14 protein-coding genes are annotated in these 16,654 nt (G+C 64.0%); 12 read left to right on the forward strand and 2 right to left on the reverse strand.

Features of this window, described 5'->3' with window-relative positions; translation table 11 throughout:
* Nucleotides 1-141: 141 nt before the first annotated feature.
* Complete coding sequence (locus tag P6U23_RS35870; RefSeq protein ID WP_407177002.1) at nt 142-1,002, forward strand: 23S rRNA (adenine(2030)-N(6))-methyltransferase RlmJ; 861 nt, start codon at nt 142-144, stop codon at nt 1,000-1,002.
* Nucleotides 1,003-1,254: 252 nt separating this feature from the next.
* Complete coding sequence (locus P6U23_RS35875; protein WP_024507622.1) at nt 1,255-1,470, forward strand: cold-shock protein; 216 nt, start codon at nt 1,255-1,257, stop codon at nt 1,468-1,470.
* 246 nt (nt 1,471-1,716) lie between these two features.
* On the opposite strand, the gene P6U23_RS35880 is transcribed toward P6U23_RS35875, so the two are convergent.
* Nucleotides 1,717-2,337: an outer membrane protein gene (locus P6U23_RS35880; RefSeq protein ID WP_407177003.1), complete on the reverse strand. Its 621-nt coding sequence runs from the start codon at nt 2,335-2,337 to the stop codon at nt 1,717-1,719.
* Between the two features lie 281 nt (nt 2,338-2,618).
* Here P6U23_RS35880 and uvrC point away from each other — a divergent pair, with 281 nt between their 5' ends.
* The 8 genes from uvrC to P6U23_RS35920 all read left to right on the forward strand — a co-directional run bounded on the left by uvrC (nt 2,619) and on the right by P6U23_RS35920 (nt 11,626).
* The gene (gene uvrC / locus P6U23_RS35885; RefSeq protein WP_407177004.1) at nt 2,619-4,697 is read left to right on the forward strand and encodes an excinuclease ABC subunit UvrC; all 2,079 of its coding nucleotides are present in this window, start codon (nt 2,619-2,621) and stop codon (nt 4,695-4,697) included.
* A gap of 202 nt (nt 4,698-4,899) precedes the next feature.
* The gene (gene pgsA / locus P6U23_RS35890) at nt 4,900-5,541 is read left to right on the forward strand and encodes a CDP-diacylglycerol--glycerol-3-phosphate 3-phosphatidyltransferase (protein ID WP_024507619.1); all 642 of its coding nucleotides are present in this window, start codon (nt 4,900-4,902) and stop codon (nt 5,539-5,541) included.
* A complete protein-coding gene (moaD, locus tag P6U23_RS35895) occupies nt 5,538-5,789 on the forward strand; it encodes a molybdopterin converting factor subunit 1 (RefSeq protein WP_407177005.1) in 252 nt (83 codons plus the stop codon). Before pgsA ends, moaD begins: the two co-directional genes overlap by 4 nt.
* Nucleotides 5,790-6,004: 215 nt before the next feature.
* The gene (locus P6U23_RS35900; RefSeq protein WP_407177006.1) at nt 6,005-6,466 is read left to right on the forward strand and encodes a molybdenum cofactor biosynthesis protein MoaE; all 462 of its coding nucleotides are present in this window, start codon (nt 6,005-6,007) and stop codon (nt 6,464-6,466) included.
* Nucleotides 6,466-7,431 carry a 50S ribosomal protein L3 N(5)-glutamine methyltransferase gene (gene prmB / locus P6U23_RS35905; protein WP_407177007.1) on the forward strand — a complete coding sequence of 322 codons (966 nt, stop codon included), beginning with the start codon at nt 6,466-6,468 and terminating at the stop codon, nt 7,429-7,431. The genes P6U23_RS35900 and prmB overlap by 1 nt, the downstream gene beginning before the upstream one ends.
* 100 nt (nt 7,432-7,531) lie before the next feature.
* Nucleotides 7,532-8,881, forward strand: a complete 1,350-nt coding sequence (locus tag P6U23_RS35910; protein WP_407177008.1) for an aspartate aminotransferase family protein — start codon at nt 7,532-7,534, stop codon at nt 8,879-8,881.
* Between the two features lie 311 nt (nt 8,882-9,192).
* Nucleotides 9,193-10,755, forward strand: a complete 1,563-nt coding sequence (locus tag P6U23_RS35915; protein WP_407177009.1) for an EAL domain-containing protein — start codon at nt 9,193-9,195, stop codon at nt 10,753-10,755.
* 16 nt (nt 10,756-10,771) lie between these two features.
* Nucleotides 10,772-11,626, forward strand: a complete 855-nt coding sequence (locus P6U23_RS35920) for a TIGR01459 family HAD-type hydrolase (protein ID WP_407177010.1) — start codon at nt 10,772-10,774, stop codon at nt 11,624-11,626.
* A gap of 142 nt (nt 11,627-11,768) precedes the next feature.
* On the opposite strand, the gene P6U23_RS35925 is transcribed toward P6U23_RS35920, so the two are convergent.
* Entirely contained in the window at nt 11,769-12,164 is a 396-nt protein-coding gene (locus tag P6U23_RS35925) for a response regulator (RefSeq protein ID WP_407177011.1), read from the reverse strand.
* A gap of 247 nt (nt 12,165-12,411) precedes the next feature.
* Between P6U23_RS35925 and P6U23_RS35930 the strand changes: the two genes are divergently transcribed.
* Complete coding sequence (locus P6U23_RS35930; protein WP_407177012.1) at nt 12,412-13,383, forward strand: bifunctional riboflavin kinase/FAD synthetase; 972 nt, start codon at nt 12,412-12,414, stop codon at nt 13,381-13,383.
* 189 nt (nt 13,384-13,572) lie between these two features.
* The gene (gene ileS, locus P6U23_RS35935) at nt 13,573-16,572 is read left to right on the forward strand and encodes an isoleucine--tRNA ligase (protein WP_407177013.1); all 3,000 of its coding nucleotides are present in this window, start codon (nt 13,573-13,575) and stop codon (nt 16,570-16,572) included.
* Nucleotides 16,573-16,654: the final 82 nt, after the last annotated feature.

Consider the following 16,654-nt stretch of genomic DNA (forward strand, 5'->3'; position numbering starts at 1 on the left):
TCTTCGTCGTCATGCCCGGGCTTGTCCCGGGCATCCACGTCTTTATCGCCACGCCCGTAGAATGTGGATGGCCGGGACAAGCCCGGCCATGACGGATAGAACACGCTGCATACCGCGCAATAAAATCAGCAGCGTCACGCCATGAACTACCGTCACGCCTTTCACGCCGGCGGCTTTGCCGATTGTCTGAAGCACATCGTGCTGGTGCGCATCCTGCTTTACCTGCAGGAAAAGCCGGCTGCGTTTCGCGTCATCGACAGCCATGCCGGCGCCGGCCTCTACGATCTGACCTCGGACGAAGCGAGCCGGGGCGGCGAATGGCGTACCGGCATTGCCCGCCTGATGCAGGCGCAGTTCTCGCAGGCCGCCGCAGCGCTGATCAAACCCTATCTCGACACCGTGGCGGCCTTTAACCCGCAATCCGATCTCACCGCCTATCCAGGCTCCCCGCTGATTGCGCGCGCGCTGCTTCGCCCGCAGGATCGGCTGACCGCTTGCGAGGTCGAGCCGCGCGCCCGCAAGCACCTGATCGATGCGCTGCGCCGCGACGCCCAGGCCAAAGTGGTCGACCTGGACGGCTGGGTGGCGCTGCCGGCCTTCGTGCCGCCCAACGAGCGGCGTGGCTTGGTGCTGATCGACCCGCCGTTCGAGGCTAAAGACGAGTTCGAGCGCCTCGCCGATCGCTTCGCCGCGACCTTCGCCAAATGGCCCACCGGTATCTATTTGCTCTGGTATCCCGCCAAGAGCCGGCGCGCGACGGATGATCTCGCCCGCGCCGTCGTCCAGGCTGCCGGCCGGGTCAAGCCGGCGGGCAGATGCCTGCGGCTCGAATTCAGCGTGGCGCCGCAAACAGCAGGGGCGCCGCTTGCCTCGACCGGACTGCTGATCGTCAACCCGCCATGGACACTGCATGGCGAGCTCAAGATCATCCTGCCGGAACTGGAAAGGCCGCTGGGCCAAGGCGGCACCGCCCGCTTCCGGCTCGAAACACCGAAACCGTGAAGGGGAAGACGGTGGAAAAGCCGTAGTCAATTCGCGGCGAACCGTATTATGCTTAAGTCGATGAGACTGGCTTTACGCCCCGCTTCCGCGAATGGTTGCGGCGGAGCGATCGAGGCCAAAAAAATCCAGGCGACCCGGCGGGGCAAGACGCAGGGACGTTAAGGTGGCCCAGCTTTCCGGCAGCGAATGTCCGGTCGGGCCGATACGCGTGAGGCGTAGCGGTCGGAAGCAGTACGGGGGAGGAGTTTCCCGATGGCCATGACTGGTACGGTCAAGTTCTTCAATGGAGAACGTGGCTATGGCTTCATCAAGCCCGATGACGGCGGGCGCGATGTGTTCGTTCACATCACGGCGGTCGAGCGGGCAGGATTGAAGGACCTGACCGAAGGACAACGCATCACATTCGAGGTTGAACCGGACAAGAAGGGCAAGGGCCCGAAGGCGGTCAATCTGGTGATCCAATCCTAGTGTCGGTTTGAGTTAGGACGCATTTTGCTCATCTGAACCCGCAATGCGTTCAGGCGGCGGGTTCAAAGTGAGCCTTTGCTCGAAGGATGCTGCGCGAAAGATGCTACAAAAAAATCCCGACCGTGAGCCACGGCCGGGAGGTTGTTGCTTGCCCGTTTTTTCTTCTTGGAACTTTGTCGATTGAGCACGATCCGTTCGGAATAGCCGAGCTCAACTTTGCGCCGACGCGGCCCTCCGGATCGTGCTCTAGAAATGGTAGTTCACGCCGACGCGCAGCATGTCGAAGCGATAGCCGTTCGAGGTGCCGGTGATCGCGAAATTGCTCTCCGAGAGGTCGACGTAGAGATATTCGACCTTGGCGGTCCAGTTCTGTGCCACGCCAAATTCGACGCCCGCGCCCAAAGTCCAGCCGGCGCTGGTTTGCGATTCCGACACGCCAAACGTCTGGCCGCGCAATTCGCCAAAGGCGAGACCGCCGGTGCCGTAGAACAGGATGTTGTTGAACGCATAACCCACGCGACCGCGCACCGTGCCGAACCAGGGATTGGAAAACTTCCAGGGCGCGAACGTGTCATCGGCGCCGGTCGCTTCGAGGTCGCCTTCGATGCCGAACACCCAGGGGCCGTTCTGGAAATTGTAGCCACCCTGCACACCGCCGACGATGCCGGACGGCTTGGTCGGGTTGTTTGACACCGTGCCCCAGGCATAGCCGAGATTGCCGCCGAGATAGGGCCCGGCCCAGCTATAGGCATTGAGTGGCTGGTTCACCGTATAGGGCTGGCGCGGCGCATAGTAGTCGGCCGCTCTCGCGGGTAACGCCGTGCTCGCCAGGGTCAGCGCAGCGGCACCGACAGCGAACCTTTTCATCGCAACACTCCAACGCAACTGCCGCGACCAAGAGGTTCGAAATACGCCAAAGCGAAGGCGCTCCACGAACCGCATGGTTACGAAACTCCAGTCCTTTTCGCGAAGATTTATCGAGAGCTTTAAGTTAAAGCCTTGTTAAGCGCGGTTACCGCCCGCTCGGTAATCTTAAGGAAACCTTACCGACGCCTTCGCGCGACCCACAGATCCGTTGTCCCGCGCTATCCACCGGAAGCCGGCCCAGGAACTTCAAATCGCGAACGCCAGCGCTTAAATTTGCGACCATGACCATCCACAAGAGCGATCAAGCCAAGGCGCCCGGCGCAAGGAACGGGCAGCGCGGTTCCGCAAGCGATTTGCCGCCCGAGGGGCTCACGCCGCCGGATATCGATCCTGCAAGCGCCCCCGCCGAGGAGGACGACGACGCCCGCCTGCCGGAACTCGCCGAGGAAAGCACGGAAGCTGTAGCCGAGGGACCTCTTGCGATCGGCCATGCCGCGATCGAAAAAGCGGTGCGGCTCGCCCCCACCTCGCCCGGCGTCTACCGCATGCTGAATGCCGCCCACGACGTGCTCTATGTCGGCAAGGCAAAGAACGTCCGCAAACGGCTCTCGTCCTATGCGCGGGTCAATGCGCCGCTGCCGGCGCGCATCCTGCGCATGATCGCGGCCACCGTCTCGGTCGAGATCGTCTCGACCACGACCGAGACCGAGGCGCTGCTGCTGGAAGCCAATCTGATCAAGCAGCTCCGGCCGCGCTTCAACGTGCAGCTACGCGACGACAAGTCGTTCCCCTACATCCTCATCACCGGCGACCATTGGGCGCCGCAGATCCTCAAGCACCGCGGCGCGCAAAGCCGACCCGGGCGCTATTTCGGACCGTTCGCCTCCGCCGGCGCGGTCAACCGCACCATCACGGCACTGCAGCGGGCGTTCCTGATCCGCTCCTGCACCGATTCATTCTTCGAAAGCCGCACCCGGCCCTGCCTGCTGTACCAGATCAAGCGCTGCGCGGGGCCGTGCACGCGCGAGATCGATTTCCCCGGCTATACCAAGCTCGTCGGCGAAGCCGTCGATTTCCTGTCCGGCCGCAGCCAGCAGGTGAAGCAGGAACTCGCGGCCGAGATGGAAAAAGCCTCGCGCGAGCTGGAATTCGAGACCGCGGCGCTCTACCGCGACCGTCTTGCGGCGCTCTCCGCGATCCAGTCGCAGCAGGGCATCAATCCGCGCACCGTGGAAGAAGCCGACGTGTTCGCCATCCATCAGGAGGGCGGCTATTCCTGCGTCGAAGTGTTCTTCTTCCGCACCGGGCAGAACTGGGGCAACCGCGCCTATTTCCCGCGCGCGGAGAAGTCGTTCACGCCTGAGGAAGTGCTGTCATCCTTCCTTGCGCAATTCTATGACGACAAACCGCCGCCAAAGCTCGTCCTGCTCTCACACGAGATCGAGGAATGCGAGCTCTTGGCCGATGCGCTCTCGGTCAAGGCCGGACACAAGGTCGAGGTTTCCGTCCCCAAGCGCGGCGAGAAGAAGGAGCTGGTGGCGCATGCGCTGACCAACGCGCGCGAGGCGCTCGGCCGCAAGCTAGCGGACACATCCACCCAAGGGCGGCTGCTGGAGGGGCTCGCCACCACGCTCGGCCTGCCGCATCCGCCGCGCCGCATCGAGGTCTACGACAACAGCCACATCCAGGGCACCAATGCCGTCGGCGCCATGATCGTCGCCGGGCCCGAGGGCTTTACGAAAAACCAGTACCGCAAGTTCAACATCAAGTCGGAAGGCCTCACCCCCGGCGACGACTACGCCATGATGCGCGAGGTGCTGCAGCGGCGCTTCAAGCGGCTGGTGAGCGCCAATAACGAGGAGGCCGGCAAGGCCAACGAGAAGAGGGACGATGACGCCTTCCCGCAATGGCCCGACCTTGTGATCATCGATGGCGGCCGCGGCCAGCTCAATGCCGCCAAGGAAATCCTGGACGGACTGGGGGTGACGAAGGTCTCGCTCTTGGGGGTCGCGAAAGGGCCGGACCGCGATGCCGGCCGCGAGACGCTGTTCATGCCGGATCGCGAGGCGATCAAGCTCGAGCCACGCGATCCCGTGCTGTATTTCATCCAGCGGCTGCGCGACGAGGCGCATCGTTTCGTGATCGGCTCGCACCGCAAGCTGCGCAAGAAGGACATTCGAGAAGCCGGCCTGCAGGAGATTCCCGGCATCGGCCCCTCGCGCAAACGCGCCCTTTTGCATCATTTCGGTACGCTGAAGGAGATCGAACGGGCCTCGATCGCCGATCTAGGCAAGGTTCCGGGCGTCTCCGCCGAGAGCGCGCGCAAGATTTTCGAGTTTTTCCACGCCGAGCCACGCTAAAAGGGGATTCGGGTCACATGGGCGTCGCCCGCGGCGGATCATCTCAAACCGGCCGGTTGGTCTTGGCGCGTTGACTTGTCTGGTTGACTTGTCTGGTTGACTTGGCCCGATTGACTTGGCCCGATTGAATTGGCCCGGTTGAATTGGCCGGGGTTGATTGGGCCGGGTTGACCTGGGCGCTCGAGCGGTATTGGTAGAACGGATGAACATCGCAACCACACGAGGGGCCGCCAAGACCTCCTGGTCGCTGCCCAATATCCTGACCTATGGGCGGATCGCTGCCATCCCCGTGGTGGTCGGCTGCATTTATGTGCAGTCGATCCTCGACGGCCCGCTGTGGCTGCGCTGGGTGGCCGTCGCGGTCTTCATCGCTGCGGGCGTCACCGATTATCTCGACGGCTACTACGCCCGCATCTGGAATCAGCAATCGGCGTTCGGCCGCATGCTCGATCCGATCGCCGACAAGCTGTTGGTGGCGTCCTGCCTTTTGATGCTCGCGGCCGACGGCATCATCCATGGCTGGTCGCTGTGGGCGGCCATCATCATTCTCTGCCGCGAAATCCTGGTGTCGGGCTTGCGCGAATACCTCGCCGCGTTGCGCGTCAGCGTGCCCGTGACCAAGCTCGCCAAATGGAAGACCACCCTGCAGCTCGTCGCGATCGGCTTTCTGCTTGCAGGCGAAGCCGGCGACCTCGCCGTCTCCATCATCTCCACCGAGATCGGCCCTCTCGTCACCCAGATCGGGCTGCTGCTGTTGTGGACCTCGGCCCTGATCACCATCTATACGGGCTACGACTATTTCCGCGCCGGCATCCATCACCTCATCAAGGAGGATGAGGCATGAAGCTGAAATATTTCGCCTGGGTGCGCGAGCGCGTCGGCAAGGCCGAGGAGACGATCGAGCCGCCGGCCAGCGTGCGCACCATCGAGGACCTGATCGCCTGGCTCATCCAGCGCGGCGAAGCCTACGCCCATGCGTTCGAAAAGCCGAAGGTGATCCGTGCCGCGATCGACCACGCCCATGTCAAACCGGACGCGGTGATCGCAGGCGCCCGCGAGATCGCCTTCTTCCCGCCGATGACCGGCGGGTAAAGTGAGATGATCTTGGTTGAGTCGATCTGTCCGCGCATTCGGTCTCACCTCTCCCACAGGGAGAGGTCGATTTGCGCAGCAAATCGGGTGAGGGGTTTCACCCTCTCGTGGGAGCTGCGGCCCCTCACCCGGCACTACGCGCCGACCTCTCCCCGTCGGAGAGAGGTGAACCTCCGCGGCGGCTCATCACTTCCGGCCATGAGGCCGCCGTCACCATGACCAGCGTCACCATCCGAATCCAGGAGGCCGACTTCGACATCGCGCGCGAGATCGCGTTGCTCGCGGATGGGCGCACCGATATCGGCGCGATCGTGAGTTTTTCCGGCATCTGTCGCGGCAGCGACGGCGATGGGGTCTCGGCGCTCACGCTGGAGCATTATCCCGACATGGCGGAGGCCGAGATCAGGCGACACGTGGACGAAGCCATCGCGCGCTGGCCGCTGTATGGCGTCACCGTCATCCACCGCGTCGGCCGCCTCACGCCCGGACAAAACATCGTGCTGGTGCTGACGGCCTCGGCCCACCGCCAGGCGGCATTTGAAGCCGCGGAGTTCTTGATGGATTATTTGAAGACGAGCGCGCCGTTCTGGAAGCAGGAGGAAAACGCCTCCGGCAGCAATTGGGTCGAGGCGCAGGCACATGACGATGCCGCGGCCGCCCGTTGGACCAAGTCCTGATGGCAAAACCCGTCAAACCGGCCGCCAGACGTGCAGGCGCCGGATCGAAGTTCGCCAAAGTCGCCCGCGGCGAGCTGCTCACTCTGCTTGATTTCGTCCGCTTCGCGGTCAGCCGCTTTGTCGAGGCGAAGCTGGTGTTCGCCCACGGCACCACCGATCCGGTGGCGGAAGCCGCCTTCCTGGTCTGCGAGGCCCTGCACCTGCACCCCGATCAGCTCGACACCTTCGCCGCCGCGCGCGTCACCGCAGCCGAGGCGAAAGCAATTCTGGACCTGATCGAGCGCCGGGTGCGAACGCGAAAGCCGGCTGCCTATCTCGTCAACAAGATCTATATGCGCGGCGTACCGTTCTATGTCGACGAGCGCGTGATCGTGCCGCGCTCCTTCATCGGCGAGATTCTGGACTCGCATTTGGGGGCCGGCGAGGATGGCGGTTATGCGCTGCTCGGCGATCCTGCCGAGGTCGAACACGTGCTCGACCTCTGCACGGGCTCGGGCTGTCTCGCCATTCTGGCCGCACGCCATTTCCCGAATGCGCAGGTCGATGCGGTGGATATCTCCAAGGACGCGCTCGCTGTGGCCGCGCGCAATGTTTCCGAACATGGGCTTGAGGAACGAGTCAAACTCCATCGCGGCAACCTGTTCGCGCCGCTCGGCGACATGCGCTACGACCTCATCATTTCGAACCCTCCTTACGTCGATGCCGAGGGCATGGCGGCGCTACCCCTCGAATGCCGCGCCGAGCCGAAGCTCGCCTTTGACGGCGGCGCCGACGGGCTCGACCTTGTGCGGCGCATCCTGAACGAGGCCGGAACCCACCTGACGCCGCAGGGCGGGTTGCTCTGCGAAATCGGCCGCGGCAGGGAGCGGCTGGAGGCCGCATGTCCGCAATTGCCGCTGCTCTGGCTCGACAGCGAGGATTCGGAAGGCGAGGTGTTCTGGATTGCAGCCGCCGATCTCGGTTGAGGCGTGCACCGAAATATCAATTGTGGCGCGGTTTCCGTAAAACGCAGAAGCTGATAGCCTGACCGCCAATCGATCGAAACATTCCCAAAAAGAGGCCCCCATGCTGGACAAGAGCGCCCGCCCCACTCCCATCAACGTCCCCAACGATCTTGCCGCGCATTGGATGCCGTTCACCGCCAACCGCGCCTTCAAGAAGCAGCCGCGGCTGCTCGCGGGCGCGACCGGCATGCATTACATCACCGTCGACGGCCGCAAGATCATCGACGCCGCCTCGGGGATGTGGTGCACCAACGCCGGCCATGGCCGCAAGGAGATCTCCTCGGCGATCGCCAAGATGGCGGAGACGCTGGATTATGCGCCACCGTTCCAGTTCGGCATTCCGCAAGCCTTCGAACTCGCCAGCCGCATCGCCGAACTCGCGCCGGACGGTTTGGATCATGTCTTCTTCTGCAATTCCGGCTCGGAAGCCGCCGATACCGCGCTGAAAATCGCGCTGGCCTACCACCAGCTCAATGGCCAGGGCTCCCGCACCCGCCTGATCGGCCGCGTGCGCGGCTATCACGGCGTCGGCTTTGGTGGCACCGCGGTTGGCGGCATCGTCGGCAACCGCAAGATCTTCGGCTCGCTGCTCGCCGGCGTCGATCATCTGCCCGCAACCTACGACCGCGAGAAGCAGGCCTTCACCAAGGGCGAGCCGGACTATGGCGCGCACTTTGCCGATGAGCTGGAGAACCTGGTCAACCTGCACGGCGCCAACACCATTGCCGCCGTCATCGTCGAGCCGATGGCGGGATCGACCGGCGTGCTGCCGGCGCCGAAGGGCTATCTGAAGCGGCTGCGCGAGATCACCCAGAAGCACGGCATTCTCCTGATCTTCGACGAGGTGATTACCGGCTATGGCCGGCTTAGCCATGCGTTTGCCGCCGAGCGCTACGGCGTGCTGCCCGATATGCTCACCTTCGCCAAGGGCGTGACCAACGGCTCGGCCCCGATGGGTGGCGTGCTGGTGCGCGACACCATCCATGACGCCTTCATGAACGGCCCCGAACACGTGGTGGAGCTAACCCACGGCTACACCTATTCCGCGCATCCGCTCGCCTGCGCGGCCGGGCTTGCCACGCTCGACATCTACCGCGACGAAAAGCTGTTCGAGCGCGCCCGTGAGCTGGAGCCGAAATTTGCCGACGCGGTGATGACACTGAAGGGCCTGCCGAACGTGCTCGATATCCGCACCGTGGGGCTGACCGCCGGTATCGATCTCGCGCCCCGTGCCGCCGACCAGGTCGGCAAGCGCGGCTATGATGCGATGGTCAGCGCCTTCCACGACAACGACATGATGATGCGCATCGCCGGTGACACGCTGGCGTTGTCCCCGCCCCTGATCATCAGCGAGGACCAGATCGGCGAGATCATCGACAAGCTCGGCAAGGTGATTCGCGCGGTGGCGTAGGGATCGCCCTTGGCGGCGAGGCCTGCTCGTCGCCCGGCCTACAAATTGCGACCGTCACCCCTGGGAGGCCGCGAACCGCGGCCGTCTCGAAGGGCCACAGCCCCGGTGCCTGCAGCGCGGCATTCATCCTTCGAGGCTCGCTTTCGCGAGCGCCTCCGGCGACAAACGGCGTCGCCGTTTGCGCGGGGATGACGGTCCAGCAGAAGCGCTCGCTTCGCGCTTCGGCAATGCTGCGGTGTTGCAGAATGGCTAGCATCTCGAATCAAATTGAGTGCTAAGGTTGCACTGCTTCGGGGAGCGTCGCGCGCAACATGATCCGCATTTCTACGATTTTCATTGCCATTTGCATGGTGCTGGTTTCGGCCTCGCTGGGCCTCGTTCTCTATTCAGTGGCCGGCATCAGCGGATCGGAATCTGCGATCGTGGCGCTCGCCGCGCTGACCTTCCTCATCCTCTACAATGCCGTTTCGATGCGGCTGCGCGACCGCACCGATGTCGGCAACCAGATTGCGGATTTGTCGCGCGGCACCGCCGATCTTGCCCGCCAGGTCGCCGAATTCGGCCGCAGGCTTTCGGCCATCGAATCCAAGATGACGTCCGCCAATTCGAGCGGTGCCGACCGCATCCAGGCGGTTGTGAGCGAGATCAACGAACTTGGCGGGCTGGTCAAGCAGCTCGCGGCCTCGGTCGCCAATCACGAGGAACTGCTCACCGAGCATACCGCCGCGCCGGCCGACGCCGCGCTCGAGGCAGAACCGGCCGCGAAAGCCGAGGCGGAGCCGCAACAGCCGGTCTCGCCGCCGCAACCGCCTGTAGCCGAAAAGCCTCCGGTTATCGCGGTTACAGTACCCAAAGCCAGCGACAGCCCGGCGCCCCGCGGCGAGAGGCAAATTCTCGCTGCGCTCCGAAGCGCGGTCGAGGAGAACCGGCTGGACCTCTATCTGCAGCCGATGGTGACCCTGCCGCAACGAAAAGTGCGCTTCTACGAGGCGGTCACGCGGCTGCGCGACGAACGGGACCAGATCCTGCCTGCCGAGGATTTCATCGGGCTGGCCGAGGCCGCCGGCCTGATCGGCCGCGTCGATCACATCGTGATCCAACGCTGCGTGCAGGTGCTGCGGCGCCTCATGGTCCGCAACAAGGATGTCGGCGTGTTCTGCAACATCGCCGCCGCAACGCTGGCTAACGCGGAAATCTTTTCGCAATGTCTGGATTTCCTCGAGGCCAACCGGGCGCTCGCGCCGTCCTTCATCCTGGAATTCAAGCAGTCGATGTTCCGGAACCTCGGCCCCGTCGAGACCGAGCATCTCGCGGCGCTGGCGCAGCGCGGTTATCGCTTCTCGATCGATCACGTCACCGATCTGCGCCTTGAGCCGCGGGAACTCGCCGACCGTGGCGTCCGCTACATCAAGGTGCCGGCAGCGCTGTTGCTCGATCCGAAGCAGAGCGCGGCCTCCGACATTCATCCGACCGACCTCTCGGATCTGCTCGGCCGCTTCGGCATCGATCTGATCGCCGAGCGGATCGAGGGCGAACGCTCGGTGGTCGACCTGCTCGATTACGACGTGCGATTCGGACAAGGCTTTCTGTTCGCCCCGCCGCGCCCGCTGCGTCCGGAGGGAGCCGCAAACGCCACGACGCCGGCCAATGCGCAAGAGGCCAAAGGCGAGCCCAAGGCGGCGACCAAATCAGAAACCAAGCCGGAAACGAAGACCGAAACGAAATCCGAAGCCAGGGCCGAACCGAAGATTGAGCCCAGGCTGGGCGGCAACAGCGCCGCCAAGCCAAGCGGAAGCGAAAGGGCCGCAGCCGAGCCGCCGCCGCGCATGACCGGAAACGCCGCGCTGGTGCGCCGCGCTGCCGGACCGGCCTGATCGGCGGCGCGGCAACATGAGCGGCTTGCGTTTTGTCGAACGACTGCGCGACGTCCTTGGCGGCGTCGACGTGGTGCTCTCGGACATCTGGGGCGTCGTCCATAACGGGCTGGAGGCGTTTCCGGAGGCCTGCGAGGCGCTGCGCAACCACCGCAATCAGGGCGGGACGGTGATTCTCATCACCAACGCGCCGCGCCCCGCCGATTCGGTGCAGCGGCAGCTTCGCAAGCTGCACGTCGCCGACGACACCTATGACGCCATCGTCTCGTCCGGCGACCTCACCCGGCTCTATGTCGCCGACCATCCCGGCCGCAAGCTGTTCTGGCTCGGCCCCGAGCGCGACAGCTCCATCCACCGCGGGCTTGATCCCGTTCTCTCGCCACTGGAGCAGGCCGATTACCTGGTCTGCACCGGCCTGCTCGATGACGAGACCGAGACGGCTGAAGATTACCGGCCGATGATGTTGAAAGCGCGCGAACGCAATCTGACCTTCATCTGCGCCAATCCAGACATCGTGGTCGAACGCGGCGACCGCCTGATCTATTGCGCCGGCGCAATCGCCGAGCTCTATCGCGAACTCGGTGGCGAGGTGATCTTCTATGGCAAGCCGCACCGGCCGATCTACGAACGCGCCATGGAACTGGCCGCCGCGCAACGGGGCGGCCCGGTTCAGCGCAACCGGGTGCTGGCCATCGGCGATTCCGTGCGCACCGATCTTGCCGGCGCCCACGGCTTCGGCATCGACTGCCTGTTCGTGACGCGGGGCATCCACTCCGAGGAGTTCGAAGGCATCGATCAGCTCGACCCGGCCTCGGTCAAGGAGCTGTTCGGCCACCCGCCGAAGGCGCTGATACGGGAGTTGAGGTGGTAGGGCAGGCGCCCGTCGACCCCATGCTCCAAGGTCATGGCCGGGCTTAACCCGGCCATCTACGCGTCACAGGCGCGAAAGACGTGGATGCCCGGGACGAGCCCGGGCATGACCGATGGTAACCAGTGTGCCTAGGACTTAGCCCTCAGCTCGTGGCCATATCCGGGAAGACCGCCTCGATCTTGGTCTTCAGCGTCGCCGCATTGAAGGGCTTGACGATATAATTGTTCACCCCGGCCTTCTTGGCCGCTATCACGTTCTCGGTCTTGGATTCCGCCGTGATCATGATGAAGGGCGTGGTGGCGAGGTTGGGGTCGGCGCGGACCTCGCGGAGCAGGTCGTAGCCGGTCATCGGCTCCATGTTCCAGTCCGAGATCACGAGCCCGTACTTCTTGCCGCGCATCTTGTTCAGCGCTGCCGATCCGTCACTCGCGTCATCGATATTCTCGAAACCAAGCTGCTTCAGAAGATTCCGGATGATGCGGATCATGGTGCTGTAATCGTCCACCACCAGGACCGGCATCGACAAATCAACCGCCATTTCTTGACTCCCCCACGCGAACCAGCGTCAGATCAAAACCATTCTGCTCGGGGCGGTTGCCTGCCCCGCAGTTCTCCAAAAGCACTAGCATCAGCCCTTAAACAGCCCGTTAACTCACCAGTCGACGTGGCCGCCTGTCCGGTAACGAAGGCTAGATGAAAGCGCCCGGCTTGACTTCCCGCACCCCGCTAAGTCACGGTCCGGCCGCGCCGAAGGCCGCAACCAGCCCTCAAGAAACGTCATTGAAATGTCTACTGTTTTTTCCGTGATCCGCGATGACACACCCGCCGCGCTGCTGCCAAAGGGGGCCGTGGTGGCGATGGGCAATTTCGACGGCGTCCATCTCGGCCACCGGGCGGTAATCACCGCGGCGCTGGAGATGGGGCGAGCGCACGGCCGGCCTGCCCTCGCCGTAACATTTGAGCCCCACCCGCGCCGCTACTTCAGCCCGAGCACACCCCAGTTCCGCCTGACGGACGAAACCGCCAAGCTGAGGCTTTTGGCGGGCACCGGTCTTGCCGGGGCGGTCGTGATGACCTTCGATAAGCGGCGGGCCGAAACCTCGGCGCAAGATTTCATTCACCGTGACCTGATCGAGCGGCTCGGGGTCTGCGGCATCGCCGTCGGCTACGATTTCCATTTCGGCAAAGGGCGCGGCGGCTCCCCGAGCCTTCTGGTCGCCGAGGCGCCCCGGCTCGGCATCGAGGTCGACGTGCAGCCGCATATCGACATCGACGAGCGGCCGGTCTCCTCCACCGCCATCCGGATGGCGCTCGCCGAGGGCCAGCTTGCGGACGCCACCGCCATGCTGGGGGGACCCTGGTTCGTTACCGGCAGCGTCATTCATGGCGACAAGCGCGGCCGTGATCTCGGCTATCCCACCGCCAATATCCGCCTCGACAACAATTGCGGGCTCAAGCACGGGATCTATGCGGTGCGGGTCGGGCGGGGCAAGACGCGGATCGACGGGGTCGCCAGTTTCGGCCGGCGCCCCACCTTCGACAACGGCGCACCGCTGCTCGAAGTCTTCCTGTTCGATTTCAAGGGCGACCTCTACGGCGAAACGCTAGATGTCGCTTTCATCGGCTTCATTCGCGAGGAACTGAAATTCGACAGTATCGACGCCTTGATCCGGCGGATGAACGAGGACTCCGCCATCGCGCGTGCCCAACTCGCTGCCGCTCCCGACGCCTTTCCGAGGCTCGGAGAGATCGGCTGATCCCACCGGCAGGCCTTTGCGATTTCGGCGCCCCCCTGCTATGAGGGGCGCCATGTTTGCGCGGCGCATCATAATCGGCATTAGCGGCCCGGCTTCCGCCTGAGCCTTTGGGCTCGGCGCAAGACCGGGTTTTCCACCTCGCCCGCTATTTCCAGCGTTTTCGCGCCCTTTTGAGCCAAACAGAACCTGATGTCCGAGAAGCCGCAAAAATCCGACCCCAAAGACTATTCCAAAACCCTGTTCCTGCCGCAGACGGATTTCCCGATGCGCGCCGGCCTGCCCCAGCGCGAGCCGGAAATCCTCTCCCGCTGGAACCAGATGGACCTCTACGGAAAGCTGCGGGAGCAGGCCAAGGGCCGGACGAAATTCGTGCTCCATGACGGCCCGCCCTATGCCAACGGCAACATCCATATCGGGCACGCGCTGAACAAGATCCTCAAGGACGTCGTGACCAAGAGCCAGCAGATGCTCGGCTTCGACTCCAACTATGTGCCGGGCTGGGACTGCCACGGGCTCCCGATCGAGTGGAAGATCGAGGAAGAGAATTATCGCCGCAAGGGCAAGACCAAGCCGAACTTCAAGGATTCCGCCGCCATGGTGGCGTTCCGGAAGGAATGCCGCGCCTATGCGACGCATTGGCTCAACGTGCAGCGCGAGGAGTTCAAGCGGCTTGGCATCATCGGCGACTGGGACCACCCCTACGCCACGATGAGCTATCCGGCGGAGGCGCAGATCGCGCGCGAATTGATGAAATTCGCCGCCAACGGCACGCTCTATCGCGGCTCCAAGCCCGTGATGTGGAGCGTGGTCGAGAAGACCGCACTGGCCGAAGCCGAGGTCGAGTACGAGGATTACACCTCCGATACGGTGTGGGTGAAGTTTCCGGTCACTTCGCCGGCCCATGGCGCGCTCGCCAGCGCCTCGGTGGTGATCTGGACCACGACGCCCTGGACGCTGCCCGGCAACCGCGCCATCGCCTTCTCGCCGAAGATTGCCTACGGCCTTTACAGGGTGACTGAAGCGCCTGCGGACAATTGGGCCAAGCCGGGCGATCTCCTGATCCTGGCGGATGCGCTGGCCGAGAGCGTGTTCAAACAGGCGCGCGTCACCGCTTACGAGAAATTGCGCGACGTGCCGGGCGACACGCTGGATGCGGTGGAGTGCGCGCATCCGCTGAAAGGCCTCGCCGGCGGCTACGAATTCACGGTCCCGCTCCTGCCCGGCGACCACGTCACCGACGATGCCGGCACCGGCTTCGTGCACACCGCGCCCGGTCATGGCCGCGAAGACTTCGACGTGTGGACCGCCCATGCGCGCGAATTGGAGGCGCGCGGCATCAACACCGCGATTCCCTACACGGTCGATGAGAACGGCGCTTTTACCGACCATGCACCGGGCTTCACTGGCAAGCGCGTCATCAACGACAAGGGCGAAAAGGGCGACGCCAACGAGGCCGTGATCAAGGCATTGATCGAGACGGGCAAGCTGCTCGCGCGCGGCAAGCTCAAGCACCAATATCCGCATTCCTGGCGCTCGAAGAAGCCGGTGATCTTCCGCAACACGCCGCAATGGTTCATCGCGATGGACAAGCCGATCGCGAACGATGGCAAGGCTAGGCCCGGCGATACCCTGCGCGCCCGCGCGCTGCACGCGATCTCGGTGACGCAATGGGTGCCGCCCGCCGGGCAAAACCGCATCAACGGCATGATCGAGAACCGGCCCGACTGGGTGATCTCGCGCCAGCGCGCCTGGGGCGTGCCGATCGCGGTGTTCGTGCGCGAGAAGGGCGACGGCTCCGCCGAAATCCTGCAGGACGAGGCTGTCAACCAGCGCATTGCGGAGGCCTTCGAGAAGGAAGGCGCCGACGCCTGGTACATGGACGGCGCGCGCGAGCGTTTCCTCGGGTCGCTCGCCAATGAGGATTGGCAGAAGGTCGACGACATCCTCGATGTCTGGTTCGACTCGGGCTCGACGCACGCCTTCGTGCTCGAAGATCCGGTACATTTCCCTGGGCTCGATGGCATCAAGCGCAAGGTCGACGGCGGTCAGGACAGTGTGATGTATCTGGAAGGTTCGGACCAGCACCGCGGCTGGTTCCATTCCTCGCTCCTGGAGAGCTGCGGCACCCGCGGCCGCGCGCCCTATGACGTCGTCCTGACCCACGGCTTCACGCTGGATGAGAACGGCCGCAAGATGTCGAAGTCGCTCGGCAACACGGTCGAGCCGCAGAAGGTGATCAAGGATTCCGGCGCCGATATCTTGAGGCTCTGGGTCTGCGCGACCGACTATGCCGACGACCAGCGCATCGGCCCGGAAATCCTGAAAAACACCGTCGAGACCTATCGCAAGCTGCGCAACACCATCCGCTGGATGCTCGGCACGCTGCATCACTTCAGGCCGGCCGACAAGGTCGCTCACGGCAACATGCCCGAGCTGGAGCGCTTGATGCTGCACGAGCTCGCCGAGCAGGCGGAGATTGTGCGCAAGGCCTATGCCGAATTCGACTACAAGACCGTAGTCGCCACGCTAGCGGCCTTCATGAACAGCGAATTGTCGGCGTTCTATTTCGATATCCGCAAGGACACGCTGTATTGCGATCCGCCGTCGTCATCGACGCGGAAGGCGGCGCTGACCGCGATCGACATCATCTGCGACGCGATCCTGCGCTGGCTCGCGCCCGTCCTGAGCTTCACCTGCGACGAGGCATGGCACCTCTACAGGCCCGATGCCGAAGCTTCCGTGCATCTGACCCTGTTTCCGGAGGGGCTCGAGACATACCGCAGTGACGCGCTGGCCGCGAAATGGCAGACCATCCGCGCGGTGCGCCGTGTCGTTACCGGCGCGCTGGAGATCGAGCGCGCCGCCAAGCGCATCGGCTCGTCGCTGGAAGCTTCCCCCGTGATCTATGTCTCGGACAGAAGTCTTTTGGCCACCTTGTTCGGCATCGATCTCGCCGAGATCTGCATCACCTCGAATGCGGAAGTGCAGGAGGGCGAAGCACCAGAAGGTGCCTTCCGCCTCAACGAGGTGCCGGGCGTGGCGGTGGTGGTTGAGAAGGCGGTCGGGACAAAATGCGCGCGTTCCTGGAAGATCCTGCCGACCGTCGGCGAGGACCCCGACTATCCCGACGTCTCGCCGCGCGATGCGCAGGCGCTGCGCGAATGGAAGGCGTTGGGGGTCACGCCCTGACGTTGTTGTCGTTCCGGCGAAGGCCGGGACCCATAACCACAGGCGTCTGAGCAGACGAAGAAAGATGACTCAGAGTTTTCTA

The sequence above is a fragment of the Bradyrhizobium sp. STM 3562 genome, assembly GCF_045571435.1.
In the GTDB taxonomy this organism is placed as follows: domain Bacteria; phylum Pseudomonadota; class Alphaproteobacteria; order Rhizobiales; family Xanthobacteraceae; genus Bradyrhizobium.